The sequence below is a fragment of the Amycolatopsis heterodermiae genome (assembly GCF_034929455.1).
Lineage (GTDB): Bacteria > Actinomycetota > Actinomycetes > Mycobacteriales > Pseudonocardiaceae > Amycolatopsis > Amycolatopsis heterodermiae.
In genome coordinates, this window is the sequence record NZ_JAYFSI010000002.1 from 1,126,732 (window position 1) to 1,143,565 (window position 16,834).

Consider the following 16,834-nt stretch of genomic DNA (forward strand, 5'->3'; position numbering starts at 1 on the left):
TACGCGAAGGCCGACCCGAGAGAAAGGCGATACCCCGTGCCCGATGTCCGCCGGTACCTGTCCGAAGTCCGATACCCGTGCGAACGGGGTGAACTGCTGCGCAGCGCGACCGCCCAAGGCGCCGGTGAAGACGTCCTGGGCCACCTCGGCAAGCTCCCCGAGCAGCACTACGCCGACGCGGAGGCGGTGCACCGGCTGCTGGGGAGCGACGTCGACCCTCATCCGTGAGGGTGGTCGGCCACGGCGTCGAGGAAGCGCAGCGGGAACAGCCGGGCCACCCGGAGCAGGCGGCTTCCCGGTCCGACGCGCACGGTGCAGGCGATCCCGCGGCCGGTGGCCCGGAGGTAGCCGTGTTCGACGGCCGCCAGGCCGGCCGAGGTCATGAAGTCCACCTCGGAAAGGTCGATCACCAGGTGATCCAGCGCGCTGGACGCGCGGTTCTCGAGCAGTTCGCGCAGCCGCGGGGCGGTGTGGGCGTCGACGTCGCCGACGGCGGCGACCACGGCCGTGCCGCGTTCGGGCCGGTGCGTGGTCAGCCGGAGCCCGGCCGGCAGGGGAATGGTGCGTGACGGCGGTGCGTCGGTGGTCATGGTGGCCTGCTTTCGACGGCCACACCTGGGTACAACGCTGAAGGGAGACCGCGGCGAGTGGGGGCCGCGCGACAACTGATGCCCCGAGCGCGGGGGTTGTCCACGTGCCGGCCGTTGGCTCGACCGCTCCCTCCACCGTAGCCGATCACGTGTCACGGCGTCGGCGGACGGCCGGTTGGGGCGGACGCGGCCGGGTATCCCCGCCGAAACCCCGAGGAGGCTGCCGTGTCCACCGACGCGATCGTGCTGCTGAAGAACGACCACCGGACCGTCGAAAAGCTGTTCAAGCAGTTCGAAAAGACCGGTGAAGAGGATTTACCCGAGAAAAGGACCATCGTCGACGCGATCATCCGGGAGCTGACGGCCCACACCTACATCGAAGAGGAGATCTTCTACCCGGTGGCCCGGGAGGCGGTCCCGGAGACGCGCGATCACGTGCTGGAAAGCGTCGAGGAGCACCACGTGATGGTGTGGCTGATGGCGGAACTGCGCGATCTGGACCCGCAGGACGAGACCTTCGACGCGAAGGTCACCGTGCTCACCGAAAACGTGCGCCACCACGTCGAAGAAGAAGAGGAAGAGTGGTTCCCCGAGGTGCGCAAGGCGCTCGGCCGCAAGCGCCTGCAGGAGGTCGGGCAGCGCATGCTCGACGCGCGCCCGGAAGCCCCGGACGACCCGCTGAAGATCGCCAGCGCGCACGCGTGAACCCCGGCCCGGGCGTGCCACCACGCCCGGGCCCCGTCACGGGCGGCGGCCGACGCCGGTTGCGAGCTCGTGCAGGCGCTGGTCGTCCGGGGCCAGGGGAGCGGTTTCGCCGCCGGCTCCGGCTCGTAGCCCGGCGAAGAACTCGGTCATCGTCTCGGCCGCGTCGCGCCGCGGCCGCCAGCCCAGCTCGGCCTGCGCCCGGCCCGTGCTCAGCACCGGCAGCCGCAGCACCGCGTCGAAAAGTCCCGGTGTCGCGGGCACCAGGTGCAGCCGCCACGCGGCGCCGAGCGCCGTGTGGACGACGCCGGCCGGAACGGGAACGGTGCGCGCGCCGAGCAGGCCGGCGAGGAACTTCGTGCCGATCACCGGTTCGGTGGCGATGTTAAACGCGCCGGTGACCGGTCGCAGCGTGGCGCGGGTGATCGCGTCGGCGAGGTCCGCGGTGTGCACCACCTGCAGGCGCAGCCGGGGCAGGTGCGGCAGCACCGGCAGGAGGCCGGGCCGCACCAGGCTGCCGGGCACGAACGGCCCGCCGAAGAGGCGTCGCTGCTCGGAGGCGGCGGCCCGCTGGAAGACGAAACCCGGCCGGATCCGGACCAGGCCGACGCCGGGGTGCCGGTGCTCGAACGCGTCGAGCCACCGTTCCAGGTACGCCTTTTCGCGGGTGTAGGCGGCGCCCGGCCAGCCGTGGGTCGGCCAGCTCTCGTCGACCGGCTCGGTGGTCTCCCGCGGTGAGTAGGCACCGATCGACGACGAGTGGACGAGCTTCGGCACGCCGGCTTCGGCAGCCGCCTCGAACAGGCGGATCGAACCGAGCACGTTCGCCCGCCAAGTCCGCTCGGGCCGCCGCGCGGGCTGGAACAGCCAGGCCAGGTGGATGACCGCGTCGGCCCCGCGGAGCAACGGCACGAGGTCGTCGCGTTCGACGTCGGCCCGCACCAGCGTGGTCTTGGGCGGGTTTTCCGGTGCCGGTCGCCGCGCCAGCCCGGTGATCGCCTCGATCCGCGGGTCGGCGGCCAGTGCGGCGATCACGCCGGTGCCGATGTTGCCCGTCGCGCCGGTCACCACGATGCGCTTCACGTCTGCCATGGCGGGCCGGTTACCCGGCCTGGTCCACCCGAACCGGATCGGGACCGGTCAGCTCGACGGGGTCCAGCGGACGACCACGACCCCGAGGTCCCGGGGCAGCTCGTCGCTGTAGTGGCCCGCCACCGCCTCGGTGATCCGGTGCGCGATCTCCGGGACGGGCAGATCCTCGTACCGGCGCAGGACTTCCGCCACGCCTGCGCGCCCGAACGCCGACTCGCCGTCGACCGCCCAGCGGGAACTGAACGCGACCAGCTCGCCGGGCCGCAGCCGCTCGTGTGTCCCGCCGGCTTCGCCGCCGTGGATCAGGACCGGGGCTTCGGGTCCGGTCGCGAGCACGTGAAGATCGCCCGTGCGCACGTCGAGTTCGGCCACCACACCCGAGATGGCCGGCGCACCCGCGGCCTCCCCGACGGCCTCGTGCTGCCCGGCGAGGGCCGCGCCGTCCCGGCGGGTGGCGCGGTAGGCGGAAAGGGCCGCGACGATCGCGAGCCCGGACGTGCTGCCGCCCGGTTCGGCGTCGAACAGCGCCAGGTGCGCCCGGTGTTCGGACAGCGCGTAGTCGAACGCGGTGGCGCACAGTTCGTAGGCGGGGCGCACGCTCGCGCCGACGACCACGGCCTCGGTCGCCCCGGTCAGCGGCGGCAGAGCCTGCCAGAGCAGTTCGGCGGGCGAGTCGCGGTGCTGCTGCCGGCGCTGGACGTCCAGGCCGTCGCCGTACTGCGTCATGACGGTCACCAGGTGGCCGATCAGCGTGGCGAGCCAGTCGCTCTGCTGGCGCAGGACCGGGTCCTCCGGGTCGGTGCCGGCGGTGGGTTCGATCTCGAGGACGCCGAGCCGTTCGACCCCGTCGAGCAGGACCGTCCAGAGAACCCCGCTCTCGACCGCCGTGCCGGCGCGGCGGAAGACGTCACCGGCGACGGTCGTCTCGATGTCGAGCGGGCCGGAGCCGGCCGAAGGGAGCGGCACCAGCAGGCGCTGGTCGTAGTCGGCCAGGTAGACGCGGATGCGCAGGTCGAGTGCCCGGCCGGCCCGGGCGACCACCGAGGGCAGCCGTTCCGGCGGGGCCAGGTGCGTCCCCTCGAGCAGGTCGACGAGCGCCCGGAGCGGGCCGTGCTCCGGCTTGGTGGCCGGCAGCGGACGGCTGTAGGGCGCCCGGCGTGGCCCGCTGAGCTCGTCGAGCCGCTCGTTCACGGCGTGCGCGAGCATGTCCCGGTCGATCCGGGGAAGGGGGACCAGGCCGTGGAGGTAGGCGTCGACGTCCAGCCGGGTCTGGGCGCCGCCCAGCGCGAAGTAGCGCGTCCACAGCTGCTCGAGGGTCAGCCGGCTGCGGCGGAAACACGCGGCGACCTGTTCCTGCTGGCTCCGCTCGGGATCCGGGCTCACGTGGGGGACGTCCTTTCCCGCCGGCCGCCAGCCTGCGTCATGACCTTGTAGTACCAATCGGCGGAGGCCGCCAAACCTGCGGGGACGAGCGACAGCGCGTCCACCGGCAGCAAGCGGGGGGCGCCCGGATGCCCTACTCTGGAGATCTCGCCCCGGACCCTGGCGCTCGATCCACCCGATTTCGCCGGTCCGGCGTGGCCGGGCCCCGTGGAAGGACTGCCGTGGCCCAGGGAGACGTGCACACCTACTTCGAAGACGGCGAGTGGAAGAACCGGGTCGAAGGTGGCTCGCGAGCCTCCAACACCGCGATCCGGCGCACCGACGCCTTCCACTCGGGACGCGCGATGGCGCGCAAGCGCAAAGTCGGTCACGTCGTCCACGACAGCGCCGGGGCGGTCGAATCCGAGAAGACGTTCCGGAAAGTCCGGTGAAACCGGCGGGATTCATGGCTTCACCGGTGAGCCGATGACGAGATCGCCGGTCGCGGCGGCCCTGACCGTGGCGGTCGCCCAGGTGCCCGCCACGGTCCTCGAATCCGCCGTCGGGCACTACGCCGCCGGCGTCGCGCACGGCTTGTTCGGTGCCGGGCTGCCGGTGGCCGGCCCGCGCTTCGCCGACGGGATGACGATCCGGCAACGGCGCCGGCCGGTCGGGGTCGACCGGCGGTCGCTCGCCGGTGCCTTCCCCGGCGCGGCCGGCCGGCTGGTGGTGTTCCTGCACGGCCTGACCGAGACCGAGCGCAGCTGGTTCCGGGGCAAGGCCGACTTCGGGGCTCGCCTGACCGGCGACCTCGGTGCCAGCCCGCTCTACGTCCGGTACAACTCGGGCCGTCACATCTCCGAGAACGGCCGGGACCTCGTCACGCTGGTGTCGAGGCTGGTCGCGGCGTGGCCGGTCCCGGTCACCGACATCGTCCTCATCGGACACTCGATGGGCGGCCTGGTGGCGCGAAGTGCGTTGTACCAGGCCGAAGAGCGCCGCGCGCCGTGGTTGTCCCGCGTGACGAGGCTGGTGTGCCTCGGCACCCCGCACAGCGGCGCACCGCTGGAACGGCACGTCGCCCGGCTCGTGAGCCTGCTCGGGAACTCGGCCTGGACCGCGCCCCTCACCCGCGTTCTCGCCCTGCGCAGCGACGGCATCCGCGACCTCGGGGACGGCTGGATCCACCGGGAGCAGTGGGCCGGCGCCGAGGCCGGGCCGGAACTGCGGGCGCCACCGGGCGTCCGCCGGCTGTTCGTGTCCGCGACGCTGTCGCACACGGAGGGCAGCCGGTGGGGCAGGCTGATCGGCGACCTCCTGGTGACGCCGGTCGCCGCGGCGGAACCCACCGAAAGCGCCGACGTCGCGTGGCTGGGCGGGCTGAACCACTTCGCGCTGCAGCACGCCGACGCCGTCTACGACACGGTTCTCGGGTGGCTGCGCGCGGACGCGAAGGGGAGCGCGCCGTGACCGAGGACCGGCGCGGCCTCCTGGACCGGCTGCTCGCCGAGGGCCGCCACGCCGGAGTGGGCGTCGAGCGGATCTGCGCCGCCTGCGCACCGGTCCTCGACGTCTCCGGCGCCGCGGTGACCGTGGTCAGCGTGCTGGGCGGCCGGCAGCTCCGCGGTCTGGTGCACGCCGGCGACGCAACCGGGCGCGCCCTGGAGGAGCTGCAGCTCACGGTCGGGGAAGGTCCGTGCCACGACGCCTACGCCGGCGGGCGCGTCCTGATCGCCGATCTCGCCGCCGCATGCGGCCGCTGGCCCGCGTTCGGCCCGGGCGCGGCCGGGCTGGGCGTGGCGGCGGTCTTCTCCTTCCCGCTGCAGGCCGGAGCCGCCCGGCTCGGGTCGCTCGACCTGTACCGGAACCGCCCCGGCGCCCTGACCCGGCAGCAGACGGCCGACGCGCTCCTGCTGGCCGAGCTGGCCACCCGGGCCGTGACCGACCGGCTCGACGGCCACGCCGGCACCGATCTGACCTGGGTGGCCGACGTCCACGTGGAAGTCCACCAGGCGGTGGGCATGGTCTCGATCCAGCTCGGCACCACGGCGGACGCGGCCCTGCTGCGGCTACGCGGGCAGGCGTTCATCCGGGGTGAGACGGTGACTGTCGTCGCGCGCCAGGTCGTGGCCCGGACCCTGCGGTTCACCCGCGACGGTGAAGCCGTGGGGTGAGGGCTCAGGCATGGGGATGACCCAGCACGGCAGCGAGGTCGGTCCGGCCGTCGACGACCGCGGCGGCGACGTCGGTGAGCCGGGTGCGCCGCGCCCGCGCGTACCCGCGCAGCCGGGCGAACGCCTCGTTCGTCGACACCCGGCCGCGCTGGGCCAGGATGCCCTTGGCCTGCTCGATCACCACCCGGCTGTCGAGCGCGGCCTGCAGCTGGTCGGCGACGTCCCCGCCGTGCTCGATCGTGCGCTGCTGCAGGATGCCGATGGTCGCCACGTCCGCCAGCGCCTGCGCGAGGGCGAGATCGTCCCCGCCGACCGCGCCGGTCTCGCTGCCCAGGAGGGTCAGGCCGCCGATCACGGTGGCGCGCAGCCGCATCGGCAAGGCCTGCGCGGAGCGGAACCCGCACTCGTGGGCCGCGGCGGCGAACCGCGGCCAGCGCCCGGATTCGGCGCGCAGGTCCCGGCTCGAGACGGCCTTACCGCTGCGGACGCAGTCGATGCACGGGCCGTCGTCGGTCTCCACCGCGAACAGCTCCAGCAGCTCGGACCGGTGCGACGAGGTCGCCGCCACCCGGAGCCTGCCGTCCGAGGCACGCAGGATGACCCCGACCGCGGTGACGCCGAGCAGGTCGACGAGCTGCGTGGTGACCATCGTGAGGAAGTCGGCGATGTCGAAGTCCGCGACGAGCGTGTCGGCCAGGGCCACGAACGCCCGGGAGACCCGCCGTTCCCGGCCGGTCTGGATCTCCGCCAGTGCCTCCGGCGACGGTTCGGTCATGATCGCTGATCTCCCCGAAAACGTGCGGCTGGGCGTCCGATCGTACGCGGGTGATCCAGACGGCGCAGGCTCGTTCGTGGCGTGATCGGCCGCACGGGGCTAGGGTGGGGGTACAGCGCCGGGAGGGCCGAGACCACGCGCTCGCGACGATCGCCATCAACAGCCGGCCGCGCTTCGCAGGTGGGCCGGCGTGTTCAGGAGCTGATCGTGGACCACACCGCTGCCGCACCCTTGCGCATCACCATGGAGCACACCGCGACCGCGGTGGTGCTGGGAGCAGACGGCGAAATCGACCTCGCGACCACCGACTTCTTCAGCACGGTGCTGGCCGGCGCGATCGCCGGACGGCCGCCACTGCTCGTCGTGGACCTCGGCCTCGTGCACTTCCTGTCGTGTCAGGGAGTGTCGGTACTGGTCGCCGCGCACCAGCTGGCCGGCACGACGACCCGGATGGTCGTGGCCGCGCCGTCACAGGCCGCCTGGCGCCCCTTGTCGTTGACCGGCGCCGACCGGTTGCTGAACGTGCGCCGCCGCCGCGAGGGCGCCGTCCCGGCCCGCCTGCGGATGAACACAGTGGTCACCGACGCGGCGGTGCTCGTGGTCGCCAGCGGCGGATCGCCGTCCGGCGACGCCGGGCCGGTGACCGACGAACTGCGCCGCGCCGACGGTCGCGACGACCTCTTCTTCGACGCGTCCGCGTGCGCGCTTCCGGTAGAGGTGCTGGCTCGCGCGGTGCACGAGGCCGGTCGCGAGGACGTCCGCGTCCTCACCGCCGACCCCCGGTTCGCCGCGGCCTTGGACGTCGTGGGGGTCGCTCACTCTCGCACCGCTGTCGTGGACTGACTTCCGTCGCTCCCGCGGCCGGACAGGCTCGCTCACCGGACGGTGTGCGCCGCGGCCCTCGCCAGTTCGAGTTCTTCCCGGGAGCGGACCGCGAGCACCGGCACCTTCGCGTCCGGTGCGCTGATCACCGAGTCCTGTGCACGCTGCCGGCTGAGGCCGCCGGTGATGCCGAGCACGCCCAGGCCGCCGGCGACGCCCTCGGCGGTTTCCGGCTGGTCCCAGCCGATGTCGCCGGTGAACACCAGCGCGTCGATCCGGGGGAGGCTCGCCGCGACCGCGGCCAGTTCCCGGCGGGTGCGGTGCTCGAACACCGCCAGCGCGAACCGGGCCTTGACGTTTCCTTCGCGGGCGTCGCGCACGAGGTCGCGGGTGTCGTCCGACGTCCCGGACAGGCCCAGCAGCCCGGAGTGGTGGTAGAGCCCGTCTTCCAGTTCGTCCACGGTCAGCTTGCCTTCGCGCAGCAGCCACAGCAGCATGCCCGGGTCCACCGTGCCGGACCGTTTCGCCATCATCGTGCCCTCCAGCGGCGTGAAGCCCATGGAGGTGTCGACGCTGCGGCCGTGGGAGACCGCGCACACCGAGCAGCCGCCGGAAAGGTGCGCCACGAGCAGGTTCACCTCGGTGACGGGGCGGTCCAGGAGTACCGCCGCTCGCCGGCCGGCCCAGCCGAAGGACCAGCCGTGGAAGCCGTAGCGGCGCAGGTCCCACCGGGCTCGCCAGCGCGCGGGCAGCGGGTACGTGTGGGCCACGGCCGGGATCGTGCGGTGGAACGCGGTGTCCGGGCAGATGACGTGCGTTGCGCGGGGAAGCAGTTCCGTCAGCTGGTCGAGCAGCTTTTCGGACTTCGGCACGTGCTCCGGGGCGAGCGATTCGGCCGCCGCGATCGCCGCACGGACCTTCGAGGTGACCACGGCCGGCTCGACGACGTCCGCGCCACCGTGCACGAGCCGGTGGGCGACCACGTCGACCGTGCCGTGCCTGTCCACAACGGACTCGACGTCGCCGACTTCGGTTGCGTCGTCGCCGTCCACCACGTGCAGGCGCAGGCTGCCCGAGCCCGGGTTGACCGTCAGCACCTTCATCGTGACCACCGCCAGCCGGTGATCTCGGCCGGGTCCTCACCGTCGCGACAGGACAGCCGGAGCAGTTCGTCGCGGCGGTGCCGGAAGCCCCGGGCCAGGTCGCCGCCCGCCGAGGACCAGCCGCGGGCCCGGCCGACGGCGTCGGCGGCGAGGTCGTGCCGGGTCATTCCGTTGTCCGCGAGCAGGGCGAACGGGGTGGTGGTCGTGCCTTCCTCCCGGTAACCGTGGACGTGGAACCGCTGGGTGGCGGGACGGCCGTGCAGCACCTCGTAGACCGCCGACGGGTAGCCGTGGAAGGCGAAGACCACCGGCACGTCCTCACCGAAGCACTCCGCGAACGCTTTTTCCGACAGGCCGTTCGGGTGCCGGCCGGGCGGGCACAACGAGAGCAGGTCGACGACGTTCACCACGCGCACCCGCAGGTCCGGAGCCGCGTCGGCCAGCAGCTGCGCCGCGGCGAGCGTCTCCACGGTTGGCGTGGTCCCGGCGCACGCGAGCACGACGTCGGGCTCGCCCTCGTCACCGGCCCACGGCCACACGGCGGCGCCGGCGCGGCAGTGGGCGCGGGCCTCGTCGGGGGACAGCCACACCGGCCCGCTCTGCTTCCCGGCGGCGACGACGTTGATCAGGCCGGTCGAGGACAGGCAGCGGTGCATGGTTTCGAGCAGGGTGTTGGCGTCCGGCGGGAAGTAGATCCGGGCCGTGTCGGCCTTCTTCGTCAGCATCTGGTTGATGAACCCGGGGCCCTGGTGGCTGTAGCCGTTGTGTTCCTGGCGCCAGCCGTCGCTGGTGAGCAGGTAGTTCAGGCTCGCCACCGGCGCCCGCCAGTGCACTTCGCCGGACATCTTGAGGAACTTGGCGTACTGGTTCACCATGCTGTCCACAATGGACACGAAGGCTTCGTAGCACGGGAACAGGCCGTGGCGTCCGGTGAGCAGGTACCCTTGCAGCCAGCCCTGGCAGAGGTGCTCCGACAGCACTTCGAGCACGCGGCCGCGCTTGCCGAGGTGCTCGGTGTAGCCGGGGACGTCCCGGGCGAACTGCCGGTCGGTGACGTCGAGCAGCGCGCCGAGGTTGTTGGATTCCAGTTCGTCCGGGCAGACGACGCGGAACGTCTGCGGCGCCTGCCGCACCAGCTCGGCCAGCCAGCCGCCGAGAACTCCCGTCGGGCTTTCCTCCACGGCACCGCGGCCGGCGACCGCGACCGCGAACTTCCCGATGTCCGGCAGCGGCAGATCCCGCCGGAGCGTGCCGCCGTTGGCCTGCGGGACACGCCCGAGCCGCAGCGACGGTTCCGGCGGCACGGTGAGCAGGTCGCCGGCCGGGACGCCGTCGGCGTCGAACAGCTCCTCGGGCCGGTAGGACCGCAGCCACCGCTCCAGCTCGGCGAGCTGGTCCGGGTCCTCGGCCGCGCCGGGCAGTGGGACCTGGTGGGCGTGGAAGGTGCCTTCCAGCGGGGTGCCGTCCGGCGAGGTGGCCGGCAGGCCCCTGCCCTTCGTGCTGCGCAGGACGATCATCGGCGGCGGCCCGGTGTCCTGGCGGTGGGCTCGTGCGAGGGCGTCGGCGAGCGGGGTGTCGGGGTCGCCGGTGCCACGGACGTCGACGATCAGCGGGGTCCAGCCGCAGCCGGTGAAGTAGGCGGTGAGCTCGTCGTCCGGCATCGTTGCGTAGATGGTCGGCGACGCGATCTTGTAGCCGTTGAGGTGCAGGATCGGCAGCACCCGGCCGTCGTCCGGGCCGGTGAACTTGGGGCTGTGCCAGGACGCCGCGGTCGGGCCGGTTTCGGCCTCGCCGTCGCCGATGACGCAGGCGACCAGCAGGCCGGGGTCGTCGAAGGCCGCGCCGAAGGCGGTGGCGAGGGCGTAGCCGAGTTCGCCGCCTTCGTGGATGACACCGGGGACTTCGGGGGAGAGGTGGCTGGGGAAGCCGCCCGGCCAGGAGAACCGGCGGACGAGCTCGGCCAGGCCGTGGCCGTTCACGGAAAGCGCCGGGTCGTACTCGGCGTGCGTGCCTTCGAGCCAGAGGTTGGCGTGGATCGCCGGGGCGCCGTGACCCGGTCCGGTGATGAGCAGGGTGCGCTGCCCGGTCTCGGCGACCAGCCGGTTCAATCCGGCGTAGACGAGCGTGAGCCCGGGGCAGGTGCCCCAGTGGCCGAGCGGGCGCGGTTTCAGGTGCTCGCGGCGCAACGGCTCGGTGAGCAGGACGTTGTCCTTGAGGTGGATCATCGCGGCGGCGAGGTAATCGGCCGCTCGCCGGTAGCGGCGCAGGGTTTCGGCCTCGATCGGGGCACGCACGGTGCTCCTCTCCCAGGGGTCGGTGCGGCGCGGGTACCCGAGGCGCCCCCGCTTAACCGGCGCGCCCCGATCCGGTGTGCGCCCGTTTGTCGGAGCCGCAGGCGGGTAAACGGACCCGCGCCAGGTGATCACCGGCCCGGGAAACCCGGTCGTCGTCGCCGGATTCCGGCTCCTGCCGCGAACCTGTGACCGGCTGGTCGGGCCGTTGTTCCGGCTGGCCGCCCTGACCCGGGCGCGGCTGCGTCCCACGACGGGCAACGTGCACCGGCCCGTGCCCGCCCACGAACGAGTGCACGGGCACTGGCCCGCACCACGACAGGAGACACCGATGACCCAGCACGCCGGGACGAGCTCATGACCGCGCCGGGGCCGGAACCGGACGAGGTGCCGGGCGTGGAAGCGGGTGGCTCGGTCACCCCGGGCGACACCCCACCCGATGCCGGTCAGACGTCGGGGCTGTCCCACCCGCAGCCGATGCCGTCGAAGACGATTCCGGTGGTGGCGCTCGTGATCGTCGGTGTGCTCGTCGTCGGGATGGCCGCGTTCTTCATCCTGCGGGCGTTCGACCTGTTCAGCTGATCGCCGGATCCGGTTGCGATGCAAGGGAAAGCACTAGCAGTCTGCTCACGGCGTCGTCCACTATGGTGCTGAGACCGTCTTCGGCGAGGCGGATTTGGCGCTCAGCGCCGGTTTCCCCGGTGAGGGCGCGGAGAAGCAGGGCTTCGGTGAGTGCCTCGTCGCCGGATGCGGCCAGCATCGGCCGGACGTGCGTCACGAGGTCGTCGAGCAGGGTCGTGGCCGAGACTCGTTGTCCCGTCAAGGGATCGACGCCTGGTCCGTGGATGCCGTGGCGGGCGGCGGTCCACAGCGCCGCCGCGGCGAGCTGGCCGTCGACGTCGGGTGCTTCGACGCCGCGGTCCAGGTCGGCGAGCGCGGTGCGGACCAGGGCACGGGTGAGCGCGACTTGCAGCAGCGCCTCGTCGACGGTGCCGGCGACGTCGGCGACCCGGACCTCCACCGTCGGGTACACCGCCGAGGGACGGGCGGCCCAGAACGTCATCCGGTCGTCGACGAGCACGCCGCTGTCCACCAGCCGCGCCAGGCACCGGTCGTAGCCGGTGAGGTCGCCGAACCGCGGTGGAATCCCGCCGCCGGGCAGCGGCGCCTGCTGGATCACCCGCCAGCTCTGGTAACCGGTGTGCTGTCCGTGGTGGACGGCGGAGTTGCCGGACAGCGCGAGCAGCGTCGGCAGCCAGGGCCGCAGGTGGTCGACGACGGCGACGGCGTGCGCCCGGTCCGGGACTCCGATGTGGACGTGACAGCCACACGTCTCGTAGTCGGCCAGCACACCGCGGTAGGTCTCGCCGATGGCACGGTACCGCGGGCCGTCGGTCAGCCGGGGCCGGTCGCCGGCCAGCGGCGGGGTCCCGATCGGCACGATCAGCGTGCCCGCTTCGCGCGCCGCGGCGGCCAAGACGGTGCGGGACGCGGTCAGCGCCCGGCCGACGTCGCCCAGGTCCGCGAGCACGTCGGTCGTCGTTTCGAGCTGGGACTGGTACAGCTCGGGTTTGAAACCGTCGGCGGCCGGGACCCGGGCGAGGACCTCCGACGCCCGGGAGACGGGCCGGCGCGTCCGGGCGTCGACGAGGAGGAACTCCTCCTCGACGCCCACGGTGAGCCCGGCCGTCACACCGGCTCCGGTGGCGTGAACCCGGTCCGGCCGGGGTATCCGGGGCCGGTGAACGAAACCACGGCGGCACCCGCGACCATCACCCCGTACGAAGACGGGCCGCTGGTCCGCGGCGCGTTCGAAATCCGCTCACCGGACGGCGAGATCATCGATCCCGGCCGGGGTACGGTCGCGCTCTGCCGATGCGGATTGTCCGCCGTCAAACCGTTCTGCGACGGCACCCACAAGGTCCGCGGGTTCCGCGCCGCCGGTGGTGACCAGCGCTGAGCGGTCGTTCCCCCAGTGCGTCAGCAGCGTCCGGCCGAACTCCGCTTCCACGGCGAGGCCGCACGCCGCGCCGAAGAGGACGTCGGTTGCGGCTGAGGGGTTTTCCCGCGCGAACGTGCCGCAGAGGTCGTGCGCGGCGATCTGTTCGTGGACGGCGTCGGCTTCGACGTGCACGTCGTAGAACCGGGTCGCCGGCTCATCGCCGCCGAGGCGCCGCAATCCGTTGCCGTAGCGGCGGTTCGGCAGCGACGACGTCATCTCGAACGCCGCCAGGTGCCCCAGTGTGGCACCGAGCCAGCGCCGGTGGAACCCGAAGAACGACATCAGGTTGCTCACCGCGAGCGTCACCGCCGGGACGTCGTCGACGTAGTGGCCGTAACCGTCGTCAAGGGACAGTCCGCGCATGGTGGCGCGGAAGAGCTCGGAATGCATGCGGTCCAGCCGGCCTTCGCCGTATTCGTCGGACTGGATCTCCAGCAGCGCGACCTTGGCCGCGCCGGACAGCCGGGGGATGGCCCAGCTGTGCGGGTCGGCTTCCTTGAGGTGGTACACCGAACGGTGCACGACGAACTCGCGGAACTGCGCAGTCGAAGCCCGGCGTTGCAGGAACTTCGCCAGCGACGGCCCGTCGTCGGCCCGGACCAGTTCGACGAGCGCCTTCGGCACGTCCTCCGGCTCGACGTCGATCGGGGGAACAAGGTCGCGAAGCCCGGCCTCCCACCGCCGTTCCAGCTGTCCTCTGAGGCCGGTGACGAACGGGGAGTGCTCCCAAGACGGGTCGACGTCGTCGAACCCGCGGTAGCCCAGTTCGTAACAAATCCACAAGGTCAGCTGCAGGTCATCGTCGTGCAGCACGGGACGGTCGCTGTCCGCCGGCGCGGGACCGGCGGTGAAGTCGTCCGGCACCCGGCGGAGACGGTCGACGACCGCGGTGCTGACCGGGCCGCGAGGGTGGGGCAGGCGCATGGATCCTCCTGGGTGCTGGGACACTCCGGGTACCCGCGAAAGCCCGTGTCACTCCTTTGCCGCACGCGGTGGTGACGGTCAGCCGCCACGATCGTGTGGTCTCCCCACGGTGAGAGCGATGGTCCGGCGTCGCCGCGTGGGGTGTTGGGAGGCCGCGTGCCCGTCGATCTCACCCTCGAGCTGACCACCCGGCCCGGCAGCACCGTGGTGACGGTCGCCGGCGACCTCGACCTCGCGGGCTACCGCCTGCTGCGCGACGGCCTGCTGAAGGTCGCGGCGGAGGTCCCGCCTCGCCTGATCGCCGACGTCGACGCCCTGGTGATCGAGGACCTGTCCCCGGCCACGGTCTTCACCTTCGTCGCGAAACGCGTCGAGAACTGGCCCGGGATCCCGTTCGCCGTGGTCACGCGGCAGCACCGGCACCTGAGGGCCTTCCACCGGCACGGCATCGACCGCTTCGTCGCCGTCCACGCCACGGTCGAGAAGGCGGAGGCCGGTGCGGCCACCCCGGTCCGCCTGACGGCCCGGCGCGTGCTGCCCCGCACCCCGGCCGTGATCGACGACGCCCGGGAGCTCGTCCGGGACCACGCCGTGCGCTGGAAGGTGCCGGAGCTGGTCGACGACGCGACGCTGGTGGTCGGGGAGCTGGTCCGCAACGTCGTCCAGCACACCGGGTCCGAGCCCGACCTCCGGCTCGCGCTGTGGTCCGGGCTGTTCAGCGTGGCCGTGGCCGACGAGAGCGACCATCCGGCCACGCTGCTCGAACGGGCCGACGCGCGCGAGCCCGGACTCGGTCTGAGGATCGTGGCCGACGTCGCCCGGGCGTGGGGAAACAGTCACCGCTGGTCCGGCGGCAAGATCGTGTGGGCCGTGCTGACCAGGCGTTCCCCCGGTGTCGGCGGGCCGGGCTGAGGCGTACTCAGCCCGGGTCGCGCCGGAACATCGGCAGGACCCGCGTGGTGATGAGTTCGGCGGCGCGCATGGTCCGGGCGGTTTCGGCCTGGGTACGGGCGAAGAGCGGGCTGTCGTCACCGAGCCGGCGCTGCATGCGCTCCTGCGCGGCGGCGTGCGCGTGCAGCCGGTCCACGGCCATCCGCAGCGCCGCGTCCGTTTCGGCCGTGGGCTCCGGGCGGTCCCGCGGCTCGGTCTGGGGATCGCTCCGGTCGGCCACGAGGTCGGCGATGACCGTGCCCAGCTTGCCGGCCGGCCATGAGACAGCCTGGGGGGTTCGGGCGAGAGCGGCTCGCGGCATGGCGGCGTGCTGCGCGTCGACCGGGTCCTGGACGAGGACGGTGCCGCCGGCCGCCGCCACGGCGGCCGCGCCTTCGGCGCCGTCGTACAGCAGACCGGACAGCACGACCGCGATCACCCGGCTGCCGCAGGCGTGCGCGGCGCTCTCGAAGAGGGGATCGACGGCGGGGCGGGTGCGGTGCACGGGCGGTCCTCGGTGCAGCTGGAGCACATCACCGGCCGTGACGACCAGATGCTGTCCCGGCGGAGCGACCGTCAGCAGCCCGTGGGTCAGGCGCTGACCGTTCACGGCGTGAGCCGCGGGCAGCGGGCCGTACCGAGCCAGCGTTTCGGGAAGCTTGAACCCCGCGGGCGCCCGGCTGTGCATCGCGATCACCACACTGGCCGGCAGGCCGGCGGGCAGGTTCGCGACCAGCCGGCGCAATGCGTCCACGCCCCCGGCGGACGTTCCGATGACCACCACGTCGTGACCCGACACAGTAGCGCCCCTTTCTGCCCGTTACAGGCGATTTGGCGCCGGCCGGCGTTTCCGAGGTGCGGAAACCGGTGTGGTTCCAGCATCGAGCAGCGCTGCTGCGAGGGAAAGCGCGCAGAACGAACAACATCCGTGCCGGACGACCGGAAAACGAAGGGGCGGGGTCAGCGAGTGGCCGGGGGGAGTTCGGTGTGCCGGCCGACGAGGGTGGCGGCGATCTCGGCGAGCTTGACGTTGAGGTCCTGGGAGGTGCGGCGCAGCAGGTCGAACGCCTCGTCCGCGGTGAGGCCCTGGCGGGCCATGAGGATGCCCTTGGCCTGGCCGATGACGTCCCGGGATTCGACCGCCCGGGTCAGGTTCGCCTCCCGCAGGTCCGCGACCACCGCGGCGTTGCCGTGCGCGAGGGCCAGCGACGCGTGGGTGGCCAGCAGAAGGGCCCGGTGCCGGTCCTGGTCGGTGATGCCGTGACGGTGGCTGTAGATGTTCAGCGCGCCGCGGACCGCGGCCGGGCTGGTCGACTGCTGGAGGGCCGTGGCGAGCACCGAGCCCAGTCCGAGACCGGTGGCGGTGTCGGCGAACCGGGGCCACGCGCCGGGCCGGGTGAGATCGTGGTCGAGGGAGTAACCGGGTCCGTCGGGCCGGGCGGCGTCGACGCAGGGCCCGATTCCCGTTGCGTACTGGACCTGGTCGAGAGCGGTGGCGACGGCCGCCGTCTCGACCGGGGTGTGGAACCGCCCGTCGGGGTCACGCAGGGTCACACTGACCACCTCGGCGTGCGGGATGACCACCATCGTGGCTCCGACGATCTGGCGGAGTGCCTGCTCGACGGTGGTGGCTTCCAGCAGCACCCGGGTCAGGGCCGCGAGCTGGTCACCGAGCGCGTCTTCGGGGTTGGCGAGGTCGCTTTGCGCGGCGACCGCCGCGTCGACGGTCCGGTAGCGGGAGACGCCCGGGAGCGCCACGTCCAGGATGCGGGAGGTCGCCTCGTCTCTGGTGACCACGGCCGTCCGCACTCCGCGGTCCCCGAGGCCGCCGAGGAAGGCGCCGAGCATCCGAGCCCCGGAAGCGGACAACGCCGTGACCGTGCGGACGTCCAGGACCACGACGGCCGGGGGGACCGCGAACGCCGAGACGTCGGTGAGCTCGTCCGCCGCCGTCTCGACCGCGCTGCCGACGAGCGAGCCCGAAACGCGCAGGACGAGCGCGGATTCCACGCTCGCCGCGGCGATCCGGACAGTGCTGTGCGTCATGGTGTTTCTCCCTCCTGTCTG

Annotated in this window: 19 protein-coding genes and 1 pseudogene; 10 read left to right on the top strand and 10 right to left on the bottom strand. The window is 72.8% G+C overall.

Annotated features, from left to right (window positions below):
- Positions 1–36: 36 nt before the first annotated feature.
- On the top strand, positions 37–228 hold the full coding sequence (locus tag VA596_RS15660) for a DUF2795 domain-containing protein (protein WP_323327597.1): 192 nt from the start codon (positions 37–39) through the stop codon (positions 226–228).
- Here the strand turns inward: VA596_RS15660 and VA596_RS15665 are convergent.
- Positions 219–590, bottom strand: a complete 372-nt coding sequence (locus tag VA596_RS15665) for an STAS domain-containing protein (protein ID WP_323327599.1) — start codon at positions 588–590, stop codon at positions 219–221. The genes VA596_RS15660 and VA596_RS15665 overlap by 10 nt on opposite strands.
- A 225-nt stretch (positions 591–815) precedes the next feature.
- On the opposite strand from VA596_RS15665, the gene VA596_RS15670 reads away from it, so the two are divergent.
- Positions 816–1,295 (top strand): hemerythrin domain-containing protein, encoded by a 480-nt coding sequence (locus VA596_RS15670; protein WP_323327602.1) that lies wholly within the window; start codon positions 816–818, stop codon positions 1,293–1,295.
- 36 nt (positions 1,296–1,331) lie between these two features.
- Here VA596_RS15670 and VA596_RS15675 read toward each other — a convergent pair whose 3' ends face one another.
- Together VA596_RS15675 and VA596_RS15680 are read right to left on the bottom strand one after the other, a co-directional pair.
- A complete protein-coding gene (locus tag VA596_RS15675; protein WP_323327604.1) occupies positions 1,332–2,384 on the bottom strand; it encodes an NAD-dependent epimerase/dehydratase family protein in 1,053 nt (350 codons plus the stop codon).
- Positions 2,385–2,432: 48 nt separating this feature from the next.
- On the bottom strand, positions 2,433–3,767 hold the full coding sequence (locus VA596_RS15680; RefSeq protein WP_323327606.1) for a serine/threonine-protein phosphatase: 1,335 nt from the start codon (positions 3,765–3,767) through the stop codon (positions 2,433–2,435).
- A 221-nt stretch (positions 3,768–3,988) separates the two neighbouring features.
- On the opposite strand from VA596_RS15680, the gene VA596_RS15685 reads away from it, so the two are divergent.
- The 3 genes from VA596_RS15685 to VA596_RS15695 are packed head-to-tail and all read left to right on the top strand — an operon-like array spanning position 3,989 to position 5,920.
- Positions 3,989–4,198, top strand: a complete 210-nt coding sequence (locus VA596_RS15685; RefSeq protein ID WP_323327608.1) for a DUF2188 domain-containing protein — start codon at positions 3,989–3,991, stop codon at positions 4,196–4,198.
- A gap of 34 nt (positions 4,199–4,232) precedes the next feature.
- The gene (locus VA596_RS15690; protein ID WP_323327610.1) at positions 4,233–5,216 is read left to right on the top strand and encodes an alpha/beta fold hydrolase; all 984 of its coding nucleotides are present in this window, start codon (positions 4,233–4,235) and stop codon (positions 5,214–5,216) included.
- Positions 5,213–5,920, top strand: a complete 708-nt coding sequence (locus VA596_RS15695) for a GAF and ANTAR domain-containing protein (protein WP_323327612.1) — start codon at positions 5,213–5,215, stop codon at positions 5,918–5,920. Before VA596_RS15690 ends, VA596_RS15695 begins: the two co-directional genes overlap by 4 nt.
- A 4-nt stretch (positions 5,921–5,924) precedes the next feature.
- On the opposite strand, the gene VA596_RS15700 is transcribed toward VA596_RS15695, so the two are convergent.
- Positions 5,925–6,695: a GAF and ANTAR domain-containing protein gene (locus tag VA596_RS15700; RefSeq protein WP_323327613.1), complete on the bottom strand. Its 771-nt coding sequence runs from the start codon at positions 6,693–6,695 to the stop codon at positions 5,925–5,927.
- A gap of 207 nt (positions 6,696–6,902) precedes the next feature.
- Between VA596_RS15700 and VA596_RS15705 the strand changes: the two genes are divergently transcribed.
- On the top strand, positions 6,903–7,538 hold the full coding sequence (locus tag VA596_RS15705) for an STAS domain-containing protein (RefSeq protein ID WP_323327615.1): 636 nt from the start codon (positions 6,903–6,905) through the stop codon (positions 7,536–7,538).
- Between the two features lie 32 nt (positions 7,539–7,570).
- On the opposite strand, the gene VA596_RS15710 is transcribed toward VA596_RS15705, so the two are convergent.
- Positions 7,571–8,620, bottom strand: a complete 1,050-nt coding sequence (locus VA596_RS15710; RefSeq protein WP_323327617.1) for an acetate/propionate family kinase — start codon at positions 8,618–8,620, stop codon at positions 7,571–7,573.
- Positions 8,617–10,914, bottom strand: coding sequence for a phosphoketolase family protein (locus tag VA596_RS15715; RefSeq protein WP_323327619.1), 2,298 nt, complete (start codon positions 10,912–10,914; stop codon positions 8,617–8,619). The genes VA596_RS15710 and VA596_RS15715 overlap by 4 nt, the downstream gene beginning before the upstream one ends.
- A 124-nt stretch (positions 10,915–11,038) precedes the next feature.
- Between VA596_RS15715 and VA596_RS15720 the strand changes: the two genes are divergently transcribed.
- Positions 11,039–11,272, top strand: coding sequence for a hypothetical protein (locus tag VA596_RS15720; protein ID WP_323327621.1), 234 nt, complete (start codon positions 11,039–11,041; stop codon positions 11,270–11,272).
- Positions 11,269–11,493: a DUF6480 family protein gene (locus VA596_RS15725; protein WP_323327623.1), complete on the top strand. Its 225-nt coding sequence runs from the start codon at positions 11,269–11,271 to the stop codon at positions 11,491–11,493. The genes VA596_RS15720 and VA596_RS15725 overlap by 4 nt, the downstream gene beginning before the upstream one ends.
- Here the strand turns inward: VA596_RS15725 and VA596_RS15730 are convergent.
- A complete protein-coding gene (locus tag VA596_RS15730; protein WP_323327625.1) occupies positions 11,486–12,604 on the bottom strand; it encodes a carboxylate-amine ligase in 1,119 nt (372 codons plus the stop codon). The two genes, VA596_RS15725 and VA596_RS15730, sit on opposite strands and share 8 nt — an antisense overlap.
- A gap of 48 nt (positions 12,605–12,652) precedes the next feature.
- Here VA596_RS15730 and VA596_RS50660 point away from each other — a divergent pair, with 48 nt between their 5' ends.
- Positions 12,653–12,871, top strand: a complete 219-nt coding sequence (locus tag VA596_RS50660) for a CDGSH iron-sulfur domain-containing protein (RefSeq protein ID WP_410171883.1) — start codon at positions 12,653–12,655, stop codon at positions 12,869–12,871.
- Positions 12,872–12,976: 105 nt separating this feature from the next.
- Here the strand turns inward: VA596_RS50660 and VA596_RS15740 are convergent.
- Positions 12,977–13,837, bottom strand: a pseudogene (locus VA596_RS15740) (iron-containing redox enzyme family protein); the annotation flags it as partial.
- Positions 13,838–13,993: 156 nt separating this feature from the next.
- Between VA596_RS15740 and VA596_RS15745 the strand changes: the two are divergent.
- Positions 13,994–14,749, top strand: a complete 756-nt coding sequence (locus VA596_RS15745; protein WP_323327629.1) for an ATP-binding protein — start codon at positions 13,994–13,996, stop codon at positions 14,747–14,749.
- A 7-nt stretch (positions 14,750–14,756) separates the two neighbouring features.
- Here VA596_RS15745 and VA596_RS15750 read toward each other — a convergent pair whose 3' ends face one another.
- Complete coding sequence (locus VA596_RS15750; protein WP_323327631.1) at positions 14,757–15,551, bottom strand: chemotaxis protein CheB; 795 nt, start codon at positions 15,549–15,551, stop codon at positions 14,757–14,759.
- Between the two features lie 176 nt (positions 15,552–15,727).
- Positions 15,728–16,813, bottom strand: a complete 1,086-nt coding sequence (locus VA596_RS15755; protein ID WP_323327633.1) for an ANTAR domain-containing protein — start codon at positions 16,811–16,813, stop codon at positions 15,728–15,730.
- Positions 16,814–16,834: the final 21 nt, after the last annotated feature.

What these genes read in the sequence shown, in the direction of transcription:
- VA596_RS15690 (WP_323327610.1), top strand. Translation starts at nt 4,233, where the DNA reads ATGACGAGATCGCCGGTCGCGGCGGCCCTGACCGTGGCGGTCGCCCAG.
- VA596_RS15710 (WP_323327617.1), bottom strand. Translation starts at nt 8,620, where the DNA reads ATGAAGGTGCTGACGGTCAACCCGGGCTCGGGCAGCCTGCGCCTGCAC.
- VA596_RS15725 (WP_323327623.1), top strand. Translation starts at nt 11,269, where the DNA reads ATGACCGCGCCGGGGCCGGAACCGGACGAGGTGCCGGGCGTGGAAGCG.
- VA596_RS15675 (WP_323327604.1), bottom strand. Translation starts at nt 2,384, where the DNA reads ATGGCAGACGTGAAGCGCATCGTGGTGACCGGCGCGACGGGCAACATC.
- VA596_RS15665 (WP_323327599.1), bottom strand. Translation starts at nt 590, where the DNA reads ATGACCACCGACGCACCGCCGTCACGCACCATTCCCCTGCCGGCCGGG.
- VA596_RS15755 (WP_323327633.1), bottom strand. Translation starts at nt 16,813, where the DNA reads ATGACGCACAGCACTGTCCGGATCGCCGCGGCGAGCGTGGAATCCGCG.
- VA596_RS15700 (WP_323327613.1), bottom strand. Translation starts at nt 6,695, where the DNA reads ATGACCGAACCGTCGCCGGAGGCACTGGCGGAGATCCAGACCGGCCGG.